11 protein-coding genes are annotated in these 14,895 nt (G+C 67.9%); 6 read left to right on the top strand and 5 right to left on the bottom strand.

Annotated elements, in window-relative coordinates; translation table 11 throughout:
- Positions 1 to 204 precede the first annotated feature (204 nt).
- A complete protein-coding gene (locus ABD366_RS36670; protein ID WP_324770657.1) occupies positions 205 to 3,564 on the top strand; it encodes a right-handed parallel beta-helix repeat-containing protein in 3,360 nt (1,119 codons plus the stop codon).
- Between the two features lie 931 nt (positions 3,565 to 4,495).
- On the top strand, positions 4,496 to 5,017 hold the full coding sequence (locus ABD366_RS36665) for a hypothetical protein (RefSeq protein WP_344443227.1): 522 nt from the start codon (positions 4,496 to 4,498) through the stop codon (positions 5,015 to 5,017).
- Between the two features lie 116 nt (positions 5,018 to 5,133).
- On the opposite strand, the gene ABD366_RS36660 is transcribed toward ABD366_RS36665, so the two are convergent.
- From ABD366_RS36660 to ABD366_RS36640, 5 genes are all read right to left on the bottom strand, one after another.
- Complete coding sequence (locus ABD366_RS36660) at positions 5,134 to 6,246, bottom strand: DNA alkylation repair protein (protein ID WP_324770659.1); 1,113 nt, start codon at positions 6,244 to 6,246, stop codon at positions 5,134 to 5,136.
- 221 nt (positions 6,247 to 6,467) lie between these two features.
- Positions 6,468 to 6,806 carry a hypothetical protein gene (locus tag ABD366_RS36655; RefSeq protein WP_324770660.1) on the bottom strand — a complete coding sequence of 113 codons (339 nt, stop codon included), beginning with the start codon at positions 6,804 to 6,806 and terminating at the stop codon, positions 6,468 to 6,470.
- Positions 6,807 to 7,181: 375 nt separating this feature from the next.
- Entirely contained in the window at positions 7,182 to 8,621 is a 1,440-nt protein-coding gene (gene gndA, locus ABD366_RS36650; protein WP_324770661.1) for an NADP-dependent phosphogluconate dehydrogenase, read from the bottom strand.
- Between the two features lie 149 nt (positions 8,622 to 8,770).
- The gene (locus tag ABD366_RS36645; RefSeq protein WP_324770662.1) at positions 8,771 to 9,694 is read right to left on the bottom strand and encodes a helix-turn-helix transcriptional regulator; all 924 of its coding nucleotides are present in this window, start codon (positions 9,692 to 9,694) and stop codon (positions 8,771 to 8,773) included.
- Between the two features lie 300 nt (positions 9,695 to 9,994).
- On the bottom strand, positions 9,995 to 11,062 hold the full coding sequence (locus ABD366_RS36640) for an esterase-like activity of phytase family protein (RefSeq protein WP_411293752.1): 1,068 nt from the start codon (positions 11,060 to 11,062) through the stop codon (positions 9,995 to 9,997).
- Between the two features lie 242 nt (positions 11,063 to 11,304).
- Between ABD366_RS36640 and ABD366_RS36635 the strand changes: the two genes are divergently transcribed.
- The 4 genes from ABD366_RS36635 (at position 11,305) to ABD366_RS36620 (ending at position 14,829) form a co-directional block, all read left to right on the top strand.
- Positions 11,305 to 12,225, top strand: a complete 921-nt coding sequence (locus tag ABD366_RS36635) for a LysR family transcriptional regulator (protein WP_344443224.1) — start codon at positions 11,305 to 11,307, stop codon at positions 12,223 to 12,225.
- Between the two features lie 556 nt (positions 12,226 to 12,781).
- Positions 12,782 to 13,099, top strand: coding sequence for a hypothetical protein (locus ABD366_RS36630; RefSeq protein ID WP_324770665.1), 318 nt, complete (start codon positions 12,782 to 12,784; stop codon positions 13,097 to 13,099).
- 376 nt (positions 13,100 to 13,475) lie between these two features.
- Positions 13,476 to 14,339 (top strand): helix-turn-helix domain-containing protein, encoded by an 864-nt coding sequence (locus tag ABD366_RS36625; RefSeq protein ID WP_324770666.1) that lies wholly within the window; start codon positions 13,476 to 13,478, stop codon positions 14,337 to 14,339.
- Positions 14,340 to 14,454: 115 nt separating this feature from the next.
- Positions 14,455 to 14,829 (top strand): GNAT family N-acetyltransferase, encoded by a 375-nt coding sequence (locus ABD366_RS36620; protein WP_324770667.1) that lies wholly within the window; start codon positions 14,455 to 14,457, stop codon positions 14,827 to 14,829.
- The last annotated feature ends 66 nt before the right edge of the window (positions 14,830 to 14,895 follow it).

Below are 14,895 nucleotides of genomic sequence, written 5' to 3'. Positions count from 1 at the left end.
TGTGTACGACGGACGACGGCGTACCGACAGTCACTGTCGGCGGCCCGTCCGAGGACCGGCGCCAAGAGCGAGCAGCCGGGTGGTTCGATGGCTGTCAGGCCCACGCTGGGTCATCCGTACGACAGCAGGCATGATGGCACTGTCGCTCCGACGAGAAAGCATCGCGGCCGGAACGGCAGCACCACTATTAGGGAGGGACCGGGCGTGTCACGCCACATACTGACTGTCGGGCAGGACGGATCTGCCGAACACCCGACGATCGGCGAAGCCCTCGAACGGGCCCGCTCCGGCACCGTCATTCGGGTTCGCTCCGGTTCCTACCCCGAGAACCTCGTCGTCCGCCGGAGAGTCACGATCGTCGCCGACGGGCAGCGCAACTCGGTGGAGATCGCACCGCGTACCGGTACCGCCATCACCCTGGCAGCGGACGCTGTCATGCTGACCGATCTGGTGCTGCGCGGTGGTGAGGACGATGTTCCGGTCGTCGACGCCGCCCGAGGGCAGGTCGCCCTGGACAACTGCGAGGTCCACGGGCGGAGTTGGACCGCGCTCCTCAGCAGGGACACCGGATCCCTCGTCATGCGCCGTTCCCGCGTCAGCAATCCGGTCGGCGCGGGTGTCGTGATCGCCGGCACGGAGAACAGCGTGCTGGAGGACTGCGTCATCGAACGCCTCGGCACCTCGGCCGTGGTCATCAGTGAGGACGGCCGAGCCACCGTTCGCGGCAGCACCCTGCGGGACGCACGCGGCAACGGGGTGCTCGCCAACGGCAGCTCCCGGGGGTCGGTGGAGGACTGCGAGATCTCCACCACCGACAAACCCGCCGTGGCACTGGAGGGCGACACCTCCGTCTCCATAGCCCGTACCACCGTGCACGAGACAGTGCTCGGTGTCTTCATCGCGGGCACCGGTCGGAATTCCCTGACGAACGTTCAGGTGTCGGACACGACCAGCCACGGATTCGCCGTGACCGCGGGAGCCGATCCGCACATGGTGGGGTGCACCACCAGACGAACCGGTGGCAGTGGGCTGCACATCACCGGCCGCTCACGAGGCCGTTACGCCGACTGTTTCTTCGCCACGGCCGAGGGCACCGCCGTACATGTCGACGAGGTCAGCACACCCGTCTTCACCGCAGCCAGGATCGAAGCGGGCAAGGCAGCGGGTGTGTGGCTGGCAGGTGAATCCGTGGCCGAGTTCGACGGCCTCGACATCACGGACGTCGACGGTGTCGCCCTCACCGTGAAGACCGGTGCCAACCCCTTCGTGAGACGCCTGCGCGTCAACGGCGGCGGCGGGCCGGGAATCCTCGTCGGGGAAGACGGCCGTGGCCGTTTCGAGGACTGTGAGGTCGTGGAGACGGCGGGCGCCGCCCTGCGCACCGAGAACGGCGGAAACCCGTACATCGGTCACTGCGTGTTCCGCGGCTCCGCCAAGTCCGGCGTGCTGATCGGTGACGGAGGTCTCGGCTCGCTGCGCGACTGTCAGGTCATCGCGAGTTCCGGCTCCGGCATCGTTGTCGAGAACGGCGGGGAGGTGACCCTCAGCCGAGTCCGTGTCACCGAGTCGGGCGCGCACGGAGTGCTCGTTGCGTCCGGCGGCAGGGCGACACTGCGCAGCTGCGAACTGAACGAGAACATCGGCGACGGTATACGTCTCGACAGCGCGGAGCAGGTGTCCGTGATCGCCTGCAGCGCGAAGTCGAACCAGGGCGCCGGCCTGCGGCACGCCAAACCGGGACCCCACTTCGTCCTGGACGGTTACACCGGGACGGGCAACAACATCCCGGATGTTTATCCCGGCGCCGAAACCCCCGAGGGACGCTCCGAAGGCTCCGCGGGAGAGACCGGGACTCCCCCCGAGCCCGTCAAGAGCGCCCCCGCACCCGAAGGCCCGTTCGCCGAACTCGAAGCCCTGGTCGGCCTGGCAGGTGTCAAGCACCAGGTGAACACCCTCGTCAATCTCGGCGCGCTCGCGCAGCGGCGTGTCCAACTTGGTATCCCCGCACCCCCGATGAGCCGGCACCTCGTCTTCGCCGGTCCTCCCGGTACGGGCAAGACAACGGTCGCCCGGTTGTACGGAGCCATCCTCGCCACCCTGGACATGCTTCCGTCCGGGCACATCGTCGAGGTGTCCAGGTCCGACCTGGTGGCCCAGGTCATCGGTGGCACAGCCATCAAGACCACCCAGGCGTTCCAGAGGGCGATCGGCGGTGTGCTGTTCATCGACGAGGCCTACACACTGCTGTCCGACAGCAAGGGCTCGGGCGCGGACTTCGGGCGGGAAGCCATCGACACGCTGGTCAAGCTCATCGAGGACCACCGCGATGAAGTCGTCGTCATCGTGGCCGGCTACTCGAAGGAGATGCAGGATTTCCTGGCCGCCAACCCCGGCCTGTCCTCCCGTTTCACCCGCACGATCGAGTTCGAGAACTACTCGGTGGACGAACTCGTCACCATCACCGAGAACATGTGTGCCGGACACAGCTACGTTCTCGCTCCCTCGGCACGGCAGGCGCTGGAGGTCCACTTCTCCGGTATGCACCGTGACGCCACCTTCGGAAACGGGCGTGCCGCGCGCAAGGTCTTCGAGGAGATCGTCGACCGGCAGTCATTCCGGCTGGCGTCGATGCCCCAGGCGGGGGAATCCGATCTGACACTGATTCTCCCCGAGGACATAGGCGACGAGGAGGCCAGGCAGGTTCAGGACGGCGAAGGGACGGAGCAGGGCGAGGGCGCCGCTCTGGCGAGACTGCGCGAGATGGTGGGCCTCGGTGCTGTCAAACGCGAGGTCGAAGGAATCGTGGACCTGCTCACGACGTACCGCCAGCGGGCCGCCGTCGGGCTGCCCACTCCCAGGATCAGCCATCATCTGGTGTTCCACGGGCCACCCGGCACCGGCAAGACCACCGTCGCCCGTCTCTACGCGGATCTGCTGCGTTCCTTCGGGATCCTGCCCCGAGGTCAGCTGATCGAGGTCGCCCGCGCGGATCTGGTCGGCCGCTATCTGGGGCACACCGCCCAACTGACCACCGAAGCGTTCGAGAGAGCGATCGGCGGTGTGCTGTTCATCGACGAGGCCTACACCCTCGCCCCGGCGAACTCATCGCAGGACTTCGGCCGTGAGGCCATCGACACGCTGCTGAAGCTGATGGAGGACCACCGGGACCAGGTGGTTGTCATCGTCGCCGGATATTCCAGCGAGATGAACCGCTTCCTGCAGTCCAACCCCGGCCTGTCCTCGCGCTTCTCACGGCACGTCGAGTTCGAGAACTACTCCACCGACGAGTTGCTCGACATCATCGAGGAGCAGACCACCGTCGCCGGATACGAATGCGCCCCGCAGACACGTGAGGTGTTGCGCGACCACTTGGCGGCGCTGCCGCGCTCACGCTCCTTCGGCAACGCACGACTGGCTCGCCAGCTGGTCGAGACCATGATGACCCGACAGGCAGGCCGGCTCAGCCGCATCACCGACCCCGATCGGAGGACGCTCACCCTGCTGCTCCCCGAGGATCTCCCGCGTCAGCAAGGGTCACAGTCCTCGGAAGAGCTGACACGGTAGGGGAATGCGCACATGATGCCTTCCGGCGGGCCCGAGGGCGAACTGCGTGGACGGACGGCGCTGCCGACCCAGGTGGCGCTGCGACGAGCGGGGACACGGGATATGACACGGGCTCCGAGGACGAGCGGACACCCCGGCGCCGTGACAGATCGCGTCTGCCTCTGCCACGCCCCATGCCGAAACATGCCGAAGCGGTGCCACGGGCCTGTCGGCGGGTGCCGTGGCCGGTAGCGACAGCCTGCCGACCGGGGAGCGACCCGACATCGTCGTCCTCATCACCGCGGCACCTTCCCACAGAGGCCGGATGCTCGACACCTCGGCCGCCCTTTCAGCCTTTTCCGCCCTCTCCTCCAGCGCCTGGTCACAGAACCCTCGCGTCATGCTGCTGGAGATGGACAACCCCTCGGACCCCGGTGTGGTGGCCGAGCGGCTTCGCACGGCCGCGCTCACCGCCCGTCAGCTCACTGTGTACATGGCCGGCCAGCTCCTTCTCCACCCCGATCGGCAGACGCTGCAGGTTCCGCTCGCGTCCAGCCCCAGGGGCGGCGCGGACCGGGCCGCACTGGGCTGGCACAGCCTCGTCTCCAGGCTGGGGCGGCGAGCGCCGGGGTCGACCACCGTCATAGTCGATCTCGTCGCCGATGACGCCGCTTGGCGGCGTGTCCGCGGCCACGGCCTGTTCGCGGCTTCCGCCGTCCGCCTGTTCGGAGTGGTCCGTCCGCCACCACGGCGCCGGACACGGACGGTTCCCCACTATCTGGTGGCCCTCGCCGCGGCCGCGACAGAGGGGACCCGCGTGTCGCTGCCGGAGCTGCACAGGAGGGCCGCGACCTCACTTCCCCCGGGCGAACGGGTTCTGTTGGCGCATGAGCCGCTCCGCTTGCGCGATACCCGACGAAGCGACGGCCATGGCTCTCCTCATGTCCCCATCATGAGTTCCGCTTCCGTGGGAGCTCCTGCCGCGGTGGGGGAAGCGGAGAGCGCCGCGGCCCCGCCCGAGCCTTCCTCTCCGATCCTGCAGAACGACATGTGGAACATGGACACCGTCCTGCCTCATCCCGCGATTCTCGCGGCGGCGGAAGCCGGACGGCACGATGAGGCGGCAGCCGCCGCGGGAATATGGGAGCAGGCCGCGCTGCGCACGCACGGCCCCGGTTCGCCCCAGGCCGTCCACTGGCTGGAGGTACGTGCCGAACTCGCCCGCATGGCCGGGAAACCGTCGCTGTCGTGTCAGCTGTGGTCGGCCGCCGCCCGCGTCCGGATGGACAGCGACCAGCCCTCGGACCATCCGGAGGTCGAGGCGGCTGTCGACCGTGCCCACCACCAGTTCGAGCACATCACGGACGCCGCGCAAGCTCAGCGCCTCGGCCAGGACCTCCTCGCACTGCGGCGCAGGGTCCCCGGTCGTCAGGCCGGTGCCGTCGACGGCCTCGCGCGCCGGGTGGCGTCGTAGGCGGACCACTACGACCGGCACTCCGCCGGGTGGCCACGATGCGGGTGTCCACGATGACGTCGTGACCGGCCGGGGAACGGCCATGCCGGTCGACCGGTCTGCTTCACGCGGTCGGATCAGGCCTGATCTTCGAGGAGCTCGAAGTCGGCGCGGGTCGACTCGCTGCCGTTGATCCAAAGAGACACGGAGTGGCGACCGGGGTGATGGCGACGCGTCGCACGAGGCCGGAACGAGTGGCTGCGCTCCACCTCGATCTGTTCGCCCGGCGCAAGGGTGCGGGAGGTGAGTCTGAAGGGCCTGCCGGCCTGGCCACCTCCCGCCCTGCGGTAGTACACGACATAGTCGATGACCAGTTGTGCCCGGGACTCGCTGGTGTTGCGGATGAATGCGGTGAAGCGGATGCAGTCACCCAGCACCACGGTCTTCCGGTCAAGGAACGGTCCGCCGACCTCAAGGGTGGCAGGAGCGAATCCCAGCAGCTTCAGCGCCCCGGGATGGCCGCGCTTGACGAGCGTACGTAGCCCACGGCGCACCAGACGCCCTGTGGTCACGTCCGGGCATGCCAGCCAACGGCGAGCGGTGTCGACCACGGCATCCGGATGCTCGCGGCTGAGGTCGTTGAGATGGTTGGCGACCGAATGGCGTACGTACTCGCTCTCGTCCCGGTAGAGGGCGTCCAGAACGGGCGCGGTCACGCCGGGGCCGGCCATGATCCTCGGTACGCGCACCGTCCACGGCAGATACGGGCGTGTTCCCTCGGCGGCGAGCCTGCGCACATCGGCATGGGCCGATGCGGTCCAGTCGCTGACGATGATGTCGAGAGCCCGGTCGAGGTCGTGTCTGAGCAGCGTTCTGAGGGCGAACTCGGAGCTGAACCGAGAGGTCAGGTCGGCGAGCAGCGTCATCGCGCCGTCGAAGGCCTCGGTGCTTCCGTCCCGCACGGCGCGGGTGGCGAGGGCGCTGGTGACCGGCCACAGTAACCAGCCGGTGAAGTGCGGGGCGTCGTCGCGGGCGATGCTCACGGTGCGGGCGAGCGAGGCGAAGTCGCCCGGCAGGTCCGTCAGCAACGCGTCACGCAACAGATCCGCGCGCTGCCTGAGGGACAGCGGCTCGATCTGCCCGGCCGCGGCGCGCAGTGCCGCCAGCTCGGCATGCGGAGCTGCGATCTGTATGGCGCGTGTGAGGGTCTGTAGCGTGTGCCGGTCTATGGGCTGGTCGATGCTGTGCATGGTGGTGGTCCGGTCACTCGGTGTGCTGCGGTGCGCTGCTGCGTTGCCGTCTCGCCGGTGACGCCCGCGGCCCGGCATATACGTGTGCGTGTGCCGGGGTGTCATGGGTGCCCGCCCCGGCCCCCGTTTCGGCCGCGAGCCCGTACCCGTCCGGCATCGACAGACTGGTACGGCTGACGGCTCGTTCGCAGGAGCCAGCCTGAAGAGGAGGGGTCCGTGGCTCAGTGGTACTTTCTGCCCTCAGTACTGATCGCATCAAAGCTGTCGCTCTGTGCGCTCTCGAAATTCTTCCCCGAAGTGGTCGTCATGTCGCCCGCCTTGGTGACGGCTTCTGCGAAGCTTGTCATCGCGTCACGCAGCTGAGTATGGGCTTCGCCATAACTTGCGAGGAACGTGTCGCCGATCAAGTCTTTACCCCAAGGCGGATCCTCAGAGTTCCACCCAGTCCGCGCGACGAAATCGTCGACCACTTTCTTGAAGTGCTCACCCAGGTCGCCGGTGTTGTACCCGCCGCTCTTCAACTTCGCCGGATCCGCCGCGAAGAGTCTTTCGTCAGCCACAGCTCACACCTCCGTGAAGTCGTAGAGGGCTCTTCCTCACACGTCTTCCGGTACGGAAGACGAAAAAAGCAGTGAAACGTCAGTGGCTCAATCTAACGGGTCGCCTGCCACCCGGGCGGGGCAGTCGGTGCCCCGGAGCGGAAGCGGGCTGAGACTCGTTCACCGCTTCCTGCCCCGCCGACCGCGATGCCCCGCGCGGATGTCACCTGTATGTACTGAACGCCCGCTATGTGGGTCCGGTCGTCGAGACGGGAACGAGGCCGGGGCCCAGAAGTGGGCCCATCGGAAGGCATGGACCGTCGGAGGATTCCACAGGGACTGACAGACCCACCCGCACAAGGCAGCGGGTGGAGCCCCTCCGCCACGGCTGCCAGGTCAGGCGGCCGTCTCGGGGCGGTCGGGCTGCGTCCAGTGGGTGTGGAAGGTGCCTTCCTTGTCGGTGCGCTGGTAGGTGTGGGCGCCGAAGTAGTCCCGCTGTCCCTGGAGGAGTGCGGCGGGCAGTCGTTCGGCGCGCAGGGTGTCGTAGGAGGACAGGGCCGCGGCGAATGCGGGGGTGGGGATGCCGCGCCGGGCGGCGGTGGCGACGACCTCGCGCCAGGGGACCTGGGCCGCGGTGATCTCCTGTGCGAAGGCGGGTTCGGCGAGCAGGCTGACCAGTGTGGGGTCGGCGGCGTGGGCGGTGCTGATGCGGTCGAGGAAGGCGGCGCGGATGATGCAGCCGCCCCGCCAGATACCGGCCACTGCTCCGAAGTCGATGTCCCAGCCGTAGGCGCCGGCGACGTCCTGGATCATCTTGAAGCCCTGGTCGTAGGCGATGACTTTGGAGGCATAGAGGGCCTCTTCGACCTGGGTCGTGAAGCGCTCGGCCTCGGAGCGTGTCATGGGGATGTGGGTGCCGCCGGGCAGTGGGCGGTAGGCGGACCTGAGGGCGGGCTGGCTGGATGCGGCGCGGGCGAAGGTGGCCTGGGCGATGGTGGTGGCGGGGGATCCGAGGTCGAGAGCGGTCTGCACGGTCCAGCGGCCGGTGCCCTTCTGGCCGGCCGCGTCGGCGATCACGTCGACGAACGGGCGCCCGGTGTCGGCATCCGTGTGGGAGAGGACTTCGGCGGTGATCTCGATCAGGTAGGAGTTGAGGCGGCCCTTGTTCCAGGTTCGGAAGATCTCGGCGATCTCGGCGGGGCTGTATTCGGCGACCTGGCGCAGCAGGTCGTAGGCCTCGGCGATGAGTTGCATGTCGGCGTACTCGATGCCGTTGTGGACCATCTTCACGAAGTGGCCGGCGCCGTCGGGGCCGATGTGGGTGCTGCAGGGCTCCCCGTCGACGTGGGCGCTGATCGTCTCGAACATGGGGCCCAGGACGGCGTAGGACTCTTTGCTGCCGCCCGGCATGATGGACGGCCCGTTGAGGGCGCCTTCCTCGCCGCCGGAGATGCCCGCTCCGACGAAGTGGATGCCGTGTTCCTGCAGGGCTGCCTCGCGGCGGCGGGTGTCGGCGAAGTGGGCGTTGCCGCCGTCGATGATCATGTCGCCGCTCTCCAGGAGCGGGACGAACTCCTGGATGACCGCGTCCGTGGCGGGCCCCGCCTGCACCATGATCATGATTCGGCGTGGGCGCTGCAGGGAGTCCACGAACTCCTCGGCCGCTTCGGCCGGTACGAAGGTGCCTTCGTGGCCGAACTCCTCGACGAGGGACCTCGTTCGGGCTGCGGTCCGGTTGTGGACGGCGACGGTGTAGCCGTGGCGGGCGAAGTTACGCGCCAGGTTGCGGCCCATCACCGCGAGCCCGGTGACTCCGATGTGCGCAGATGCGTTCATGATTCTCTCTTGTTCCTTGGCTGTGCGGCGTGTAGGGGATGGTGCTCTTCGATGTTGTGTCGGCACCGGGCAGGGCGAGCGGGGCCGGCGTGCGGTGGGCCACAGGGCCGGGCGTCCCCGCACGGGGCCGTCCGGCACGGCGCACCACGTCATCCGGCCCACTGCGCCGGGGAGTTGCGGCTACGGCGCATGGGTTGCTGCGGGCCACCCATCGCCGTGAGATAGGTGAGAGCCTCGGCGCTGCGACTGCCGTGCTCAGGAGTTCCGACCAGGAGACGCTGCCCCGGTGCGGCCTGGACACTGAAGGCTCGATAGCTGAGTTCGATGCGGCCTGCCTCGGGATGGACAACGGTGCTGTAGCCACGCTCGAGATCCAAGGCCTTGTGGTCCTGCCAGGCCCCGGAGAAATCGGGCGACAGGGCGGACATCTCGGTGACGAGGTCCACGAGCTGAGTGTCGTCCGGCAGTTGCGCGCTGTTCAGACGCAGCGTGTGCAGGGAGGCGGTGACGGCTGAGGGCCACTCGGCGAAGAATTCTCGCGCCTCCGGGCGAGTGAAGAGGCTACGGATCATGTTCAGCTCGCTGCCCAGCGGAGACAGCAGGGCCCGCGCGTACGCGTTGACCGTGAGGATGTCGAGACAAGGACTCAGCACATAGGCCACGGCCTGGGGATATTTCTCCAGCAGCTGAAGGAGGGCCGGGTGCACATGCTCGAGTGTGCTGTCCGGGCAGAGGCACGGATTGTGCCCCGCGAGACGAAACAGGTGATCGCGCACATCCGGGTCCAGCTGAAGCGCCTGCCCGAGAGCCTCGACGATGTGGGCCGAGGGGTTCCGCTCTCGCCCCTGCTCCAGGCGGCTGTAGTAATCGACGCTGACCCCGGTGAGGACCGCCACCTCCTCACGGCGCAGGCCCTGGACCCGGCGTCCTCGGCCACCGGGGAACAGGCCGGTGGCCGAGGGGGCCAGCCGGGATCGATGGATCCGGAGAAAATCACCGAGAACGTTGTCCGAGGTGGTGCCGACGGTCCGTCCAAAGCTGGCGGGGGGTATGGCCGGCACGCGCATACGCATTGAGGCTCTCCCAGGTTGTGCGGCGCGGGCTTGTGACCCACCGCCATGGAGTGTTGATATACCGGCCCCGTGCGGGGCGCGTTCTTCTCCGTCACTCTGCTCGCCCGCGCCGCACCGGGGAAGGGTGCGACTCCCTAGGAGTGCCACACCTAGGTGCTGGTCCTCACCTCGGGAGCGCCTCCTTGCGAAACGGACAGAGAGGACCGGGGGTGGGCTGTGCCGCGGCGATACCGTGGCACTACCCGCCCACGGAGCAGCTCCGCCCCGGCGGATCGCAGCCTGTGTCACAGCCCCGTCGGATCAGCGCGGGAGACGGATGTCCATCACGTACATCCGGGTCGTCTGCGTAGCGTTCTCGTTGTCGTCGCTCACCAGGAGAATGCGCAACCCTCCTCCGGTCGTCCGCCCCGTCACGGCGAGTCCCTCGATGTTGTCCAGGAGAGGATTCTCCTGCGGCTGGCCCGCCGTGGCCCCCAGGTCCGGGCAGTTCACGAGATCCGCCAGGAGGGTCTTGTCCGCCAGCCGGGTAGCGCCGCCGATGGTGAGCGTCTCGACCTTGCTCGTATTCTGTGCCTTGTGCAGGTCGGCCAGGTAGAGGCGGATCGTGTTCCCGTAGTCGGGCGTGTACCCGCGTTCCAGGACGAGCAGCCGGTCCTTCCCCACGGACGCGATCTCCGCCACGCCGAGACCTTCGTCGACGCGGTAGCCGTACTGTGCGCCCGTCCTGAAAGGCCTGTCGACCATGTCGCGGTACCAGGACTGCAGTCGTACGGCTTCGGGGTCGTCACCGGCCAGGGCGCCTTCCATCGAGGCGATCAACGTACGCGCGCCGGGCTCGAGGGTCAGTCCTTCGAAGGTCTGGTTCCTTGTTGCCCGACCAACTGGAGCCACCGCGAGGCTGGTGGGTACGGGCAGTTCCGCCGCTGCCTCACCGTCACGGTGGTAGCGGGCGACGGAGGGTTCCGTCTCGGAGGTGATGAGGTAACTGCCGTCCTTGTCGACGGCGAGGCCCTCGGAGTCCGGAGCCGTGCCGTCCTGCTTGCGCAGCGGTACAACAGCGATGGGCTTCGCTCCCACCGTGTGTGCCCCCTCCCGCACGGCGAGCGAGAAGAGGTACGACTCGTCGGACAGCGTGGCGATGCGGCCGTCCCTGTCGACAGCGAGAGCTGACAGATTGCCTGCGTACACATCATCGAAGGTCGTCTTGTCGAGCTCATCGGAGAACGCCCTGATGTCCACGGAAGGGGAACACCGGTGGCGTTCCGATGAGGACGAGACCGGCTGTGTGCCGACTGCTCCGGCGTCGGTTTGGACGACGCCGATGGCGGCCGCCATGATCAGGGCAGATGTCACTGCATGTATTTTCATGATCACTCCGAAGGGTAACGATCCGCTGGGTGGGCCCCGGAAAATCTGCCGGCCGCTGGGAACGGCCCGTCACCGTGTGAGGGTCTCCCTGGGGCGTGACGACCGAGATCCCGGCGAAGCGGACACAACCCTTCGCGGACCCGTCCCCATGGACACCCTGTTGATCACAATGCATCAAGCTGCCTGGAACCAGGGCCACTTACACTGCTCAGCCATCACAGTTCCTAATCGTGGAGGTCTCCTTGGAACTCCGGTCCCTGCGATACTTCGTGACCGTTGCTGAGGAACTGCATTTCGGGCGGGCGGCCGAGCGGCTGAACATCGTGCAACCCGCCGTGAGCCAGCAGGTCGCCAAACTGGAGAGGGAGCTGGGAGTCCTCCTGATCGACCGGTCGCCCAGACACGTACGGCTCACAGCGGCCGGCGGGAGAGTGCTGGCCGCGGCCCGCAAGACGCTCGCCGCCGCGGCCCGCGTCCAGCAGGCGGCCGTCGGGGCGGAGGAACTCCGGATACGTATCGGCGCGGCCGTGGAGCTCACCGCCCGCCTGGAGCAGGGAATGTCCCGCCTGCGGGCGGGCGGACGACCTGTTGTACCGGTCCTGACCGAGCTCTCCGTGCCGGCCAGGATCGAGGCCGTCCGAGAGGGCCGCCTGGACCTGGCACTGGTACGCGGCCCTGTCACGGCCCTCGGTGTCAAGGTGATCCAGGCCTGGTCCGAGCCCCTGTGCGCGGTACTGCCACGGGGTCATCCTTGTGCCGACAGATGCGCGGTGAGCCTTCGTAACCTGGACCGCGCCGCTCTGAGGGTGCCCTCACGCGAGGGCGACCCGCCACTGCACGACGCGATCGTCTCCGTCGCCGGGAGGCCGAACTCCGCGACGGTCAATGGTCACTTCACAGGCACCGTGCTTAATACGGTGCTGGAGGTCGGCGCCGATCCGGTCGGCTGGACCCTGCTGCCCGCCGAGTACATCGCCGGTATGGGAGCACGTCACCTGCGTGAGGTGCCGCTCGATCCGCCGACGGCCCTGAACGGTCACATCATCACGTCCCTGGACACCTCGGAGGTGTGCGCCGCGGCGCTGGTCGCGGCCTTCGGGGACGCCGACCGCCCCCGGCCGGGCGTGCAGACCCGAGGAGGTCGGGGTCGAGTCGTCCCGTAGGCCCTGCCACCAGGGGTATCGCGGCGCGGCTCGGGGGGACGGCCGCTGCGGTTGCGGCAGTAGTGCTGACTGCCGCCCAGGACCGACCATGCACATATGTCTTGCGCGGGCTGACAGCATGACGAACCGGCCCAGGCACAACCGTCGAACGCCTGCCATACGGAGTCGAACGCCTGCCATACGGAACGGCGGCGATGCCGCCAAAACCGTTGGGCCCTCGAGCCTTCGCTGCGAGAACGTGCACGTCACGGCTGCTTGTCATCGCGGACGCGGCAGCGCGCCACGCGTCGCGACGGCAGAAGGCACGCATACGGAATGCGGTGGCTCTGATCATTGCGGTCATACTGTTCGCTCGTTACCGACGTGTAACGGGTGGCGCGCCGGTGAGGTTGTCGGGTAGCCCTTGTGTGGCGCACAGGATGACGGGGCGTGATGGCGGCGGTCGTTCCTGGGTGCCGTACACCTAGGAAGTCACTGCCTTCCGCCATGGCGTGCTCCGTACCAGTCTGTCGATACCGGACGGGTACGCGCTCGTCGCCGAGAAAGGGAGCCCATCATGGCCGAGAAGCATGGAGTGACCACTCCTCTACCCGTTCCGGGATCCAGAACCGGCGTCATGGCCCGGGACTTCACCGGGGCGGACACCGGCATCGGCGCGCACGACACCCCGGCACACGCACACGTACATGCCTACGCCGCGGGCGTCACCGGCGGGATGGCATCCCTCCCCGTGCACGCCACCATCGATCACACCGGCGTAGGCCGGGCGGTGCTGGTGTCGAACGTGTCGAAGGTGGCACCGGATCCGACCGTGGGAACCGACACGGCTGTCCTGGGACGGACACGAGAGAACCCACGATCCGTCTCCGCGTAGCATGGCGCCGTCGCGGACAGCGGCCGCTCGACGGGTGGGTGGTTCGCCCGTCGAGGAAGCCTGAGAATGTCCGCGGCGGCCGTCGGATCCAGCGGGTGTGGTCCGTGGAGCGGCAGCGGAGTCCATGCCACAGCCGACAGGCGGCTCGGCACAGCGAGAGCGATCGAAGAAGCTCGCTCGGTTCCGGGCCGCGAAGGTCCATGCCCGGTCAACGCATGTGCCGCCGTACCTCACTGGCGTCTCCACTCCGAGGGCAGCGGCCCCGATCGTCATGAGTGGCTCGGTGCTGCCCCTGTCCCGCCGGGCGGAGACGCCGAACGCACCTGTCTCGCCCGTATCGGGACACTGGTGATCTAGAGCAAGGAGTGATCGACCCATGGAGCCGGAGTATCCACTCGGCGCTTTTCTGCGGTCCCGGCGTCTCGCCTATCAGCCGGATCTGCGGGGCACTGGGGCGAGACTGCGACGCACGCAGGGGCTGCGTCGTGAAGAGGTGGCGTCGCTCGCGGGTGTGAGTGCTGACTATTATGCGCGTCTGGAGCAGGGGCGCAAGCGCTTTCCCTCGGAAGCGGTTCTCAACGCCATAGCAACAGCCCTGGACCTTTCCGTATCCGAGCGGATCCATCTGGTCAATCTCACACACCTCTCTCCCCACTGCACACCGCCCACCACATCGGCACGCCCCGGTCTTCTGCGCCTCATGGAGTCCGTCCGAGAGGCCCCGGCCGTCATTCATGGGCGCGGGATGGACGTCCTTGCCGCCAACGCGGCCGCCCGGGTCGTCATCACTGACTTCTACGCCCTGCCGGCCAGGGAGCGGAACACCGCCCACTGGTTCTTCCTCAACGAGGAGTCGCGCAACTGGCTTGACTGGTCGGGTAACGCGAGGGACATCGTGGGCGCGCTCCGCTTCGACGCCGGGCTGTACCCCTCGGACCGACGCCTGCAGAAGTTGATCTGTGAGCTCTCTCAACGCAGCCCCGTCTTCGCGAAGTTGTGGGCCGAGCACCCGGTGGAACTGGATGTGCACCCTCGCAGAGCCATACGCCACCCTGTCGCCGGTGTTCTCGAGTTCGAGGTCGAGGAGGTGACGCCGCGCGGAGACTGGGGCCAGACGCTCGACATCTTCATGCCGAAGGCCGGGTCGTACACGCGGCAGGCGGTGGACCGACTGCTGGGGAACTGGGAGGACCGGGCGCGGCTGAGTTCGACGGACGCCGGCCGCGCTGCCACGGCGTGACCGTGACGAGAGGTTCCTCGGAAAGGAGCCGTTGCCCGAACCTCGTTCATCACAGGGCGCCAGTCCAACGGCGTCGTCAGCCCTCGGTGCCGCGTCATCGGGAGTGCTGCCGGTGATGACCCGGCAGCTGGACCGGATCGAGGATACGGTCCAGCCTGCCGGTCCGAGGGTCGAGTCGGTCGAGGACGCGGGCGAACTCGCGGAGCGGGTGCGTACGTACATCGCCTCCAGGGGAGTGTCACCCGACATGGGGAATGACGTGGTGCACATCGAATCGCAGCGTGCGGACAATGCCGACATCGTCCGTATCGCCGGTGTGATGGACGGCCGTGTGGCCGGCACGGCGATGATGCTGGGCTCGTACGGGGTAGCGGGTGTCTTCCTGGTTCATGTCGCGAAGAGCCACCGGAGGCAAGGGATCGGCGCGGCCCTCACGGCGGCGGCTCTCCGGACCGGACAGGACCGCGGCACGGAAGCGGGCGCGCTGTAGCGATTCCGGCGGGTGCATCCCGGTACCGGCGGCTGGGGTGCGAGACGGTGGGCGAAGTACCGGCTC

The organism is Streptomyces kunmingensis, from assembly GCF_039533535.1.
Classification (GTDB): Bacteria; Actinomycetota; Actinomycetes; order Streptomycetales; family Streptomycetaceae; genus Streptomyces; species Streptomyces kunmingensis.
This window is presented reverse-complemented; position numbering and strand designations above follow the sequence as displayed.

Bases quoted from the DNA above. Each gene is read 5' to 3' on its own strand.
- ABD366_RS36625 (WP_324770666.1), top strand. From the start codon at position 13,476: ATGGAGCCGGAGTATCCACTCGGCGCTTTTCTGCGGTCCCGGCGTCTC.
- ABD366_RS36630 (WP_324770665.1), top strand. From the start codon at position 12,782: ATGGCCGAGAAGCATGGAGTGACCACTCCTCTACCCGTTCCGGGATCC.
- ABD366_RS36660 (WP_324770659.1), bottom strand. From the start codon at position 6,246: ATGCACAGCATCGACCAGCCCATAGACCGGCACACGCTACAGACCCTC.
- ABD366_RS36645 (WP_324770662.1), bottom strand. From the start codon at position 9,694: ATGCGTATGCGCGTGCCGGCCATACCCCCCGCCAGCTTTGGACGGACC.
- gndA (WP_324770661.1), bottom strand. From the start codon at position 8,621: ATGAACGCATCTGCGCACATCGGAGTCACCGGGCTCGCGGTGATGGGC.
- ABD366_RS36620 (WP_324770667.1), top strand. From the start codon at position 14,455: ATGACCCGGCAGCTGGACCGGATCGAGGATACGGTCCAGCCTGCCGGT.
- ABD366_RS36665 (WP_344443227.1), top strand. From the start codon at position 4,496: ATGAGTTCCGCTTCCGTGGGAGCTCCTGCCGCGGTGGGGGAAGCGGAG.
- ABD366_RS36640 (WP_411293752.1), bottom strand. From the start codon at position 11,062: ATGAAAATACATGCAGTGACATCTGCCCTGATCATGGCGGCCGCCATC.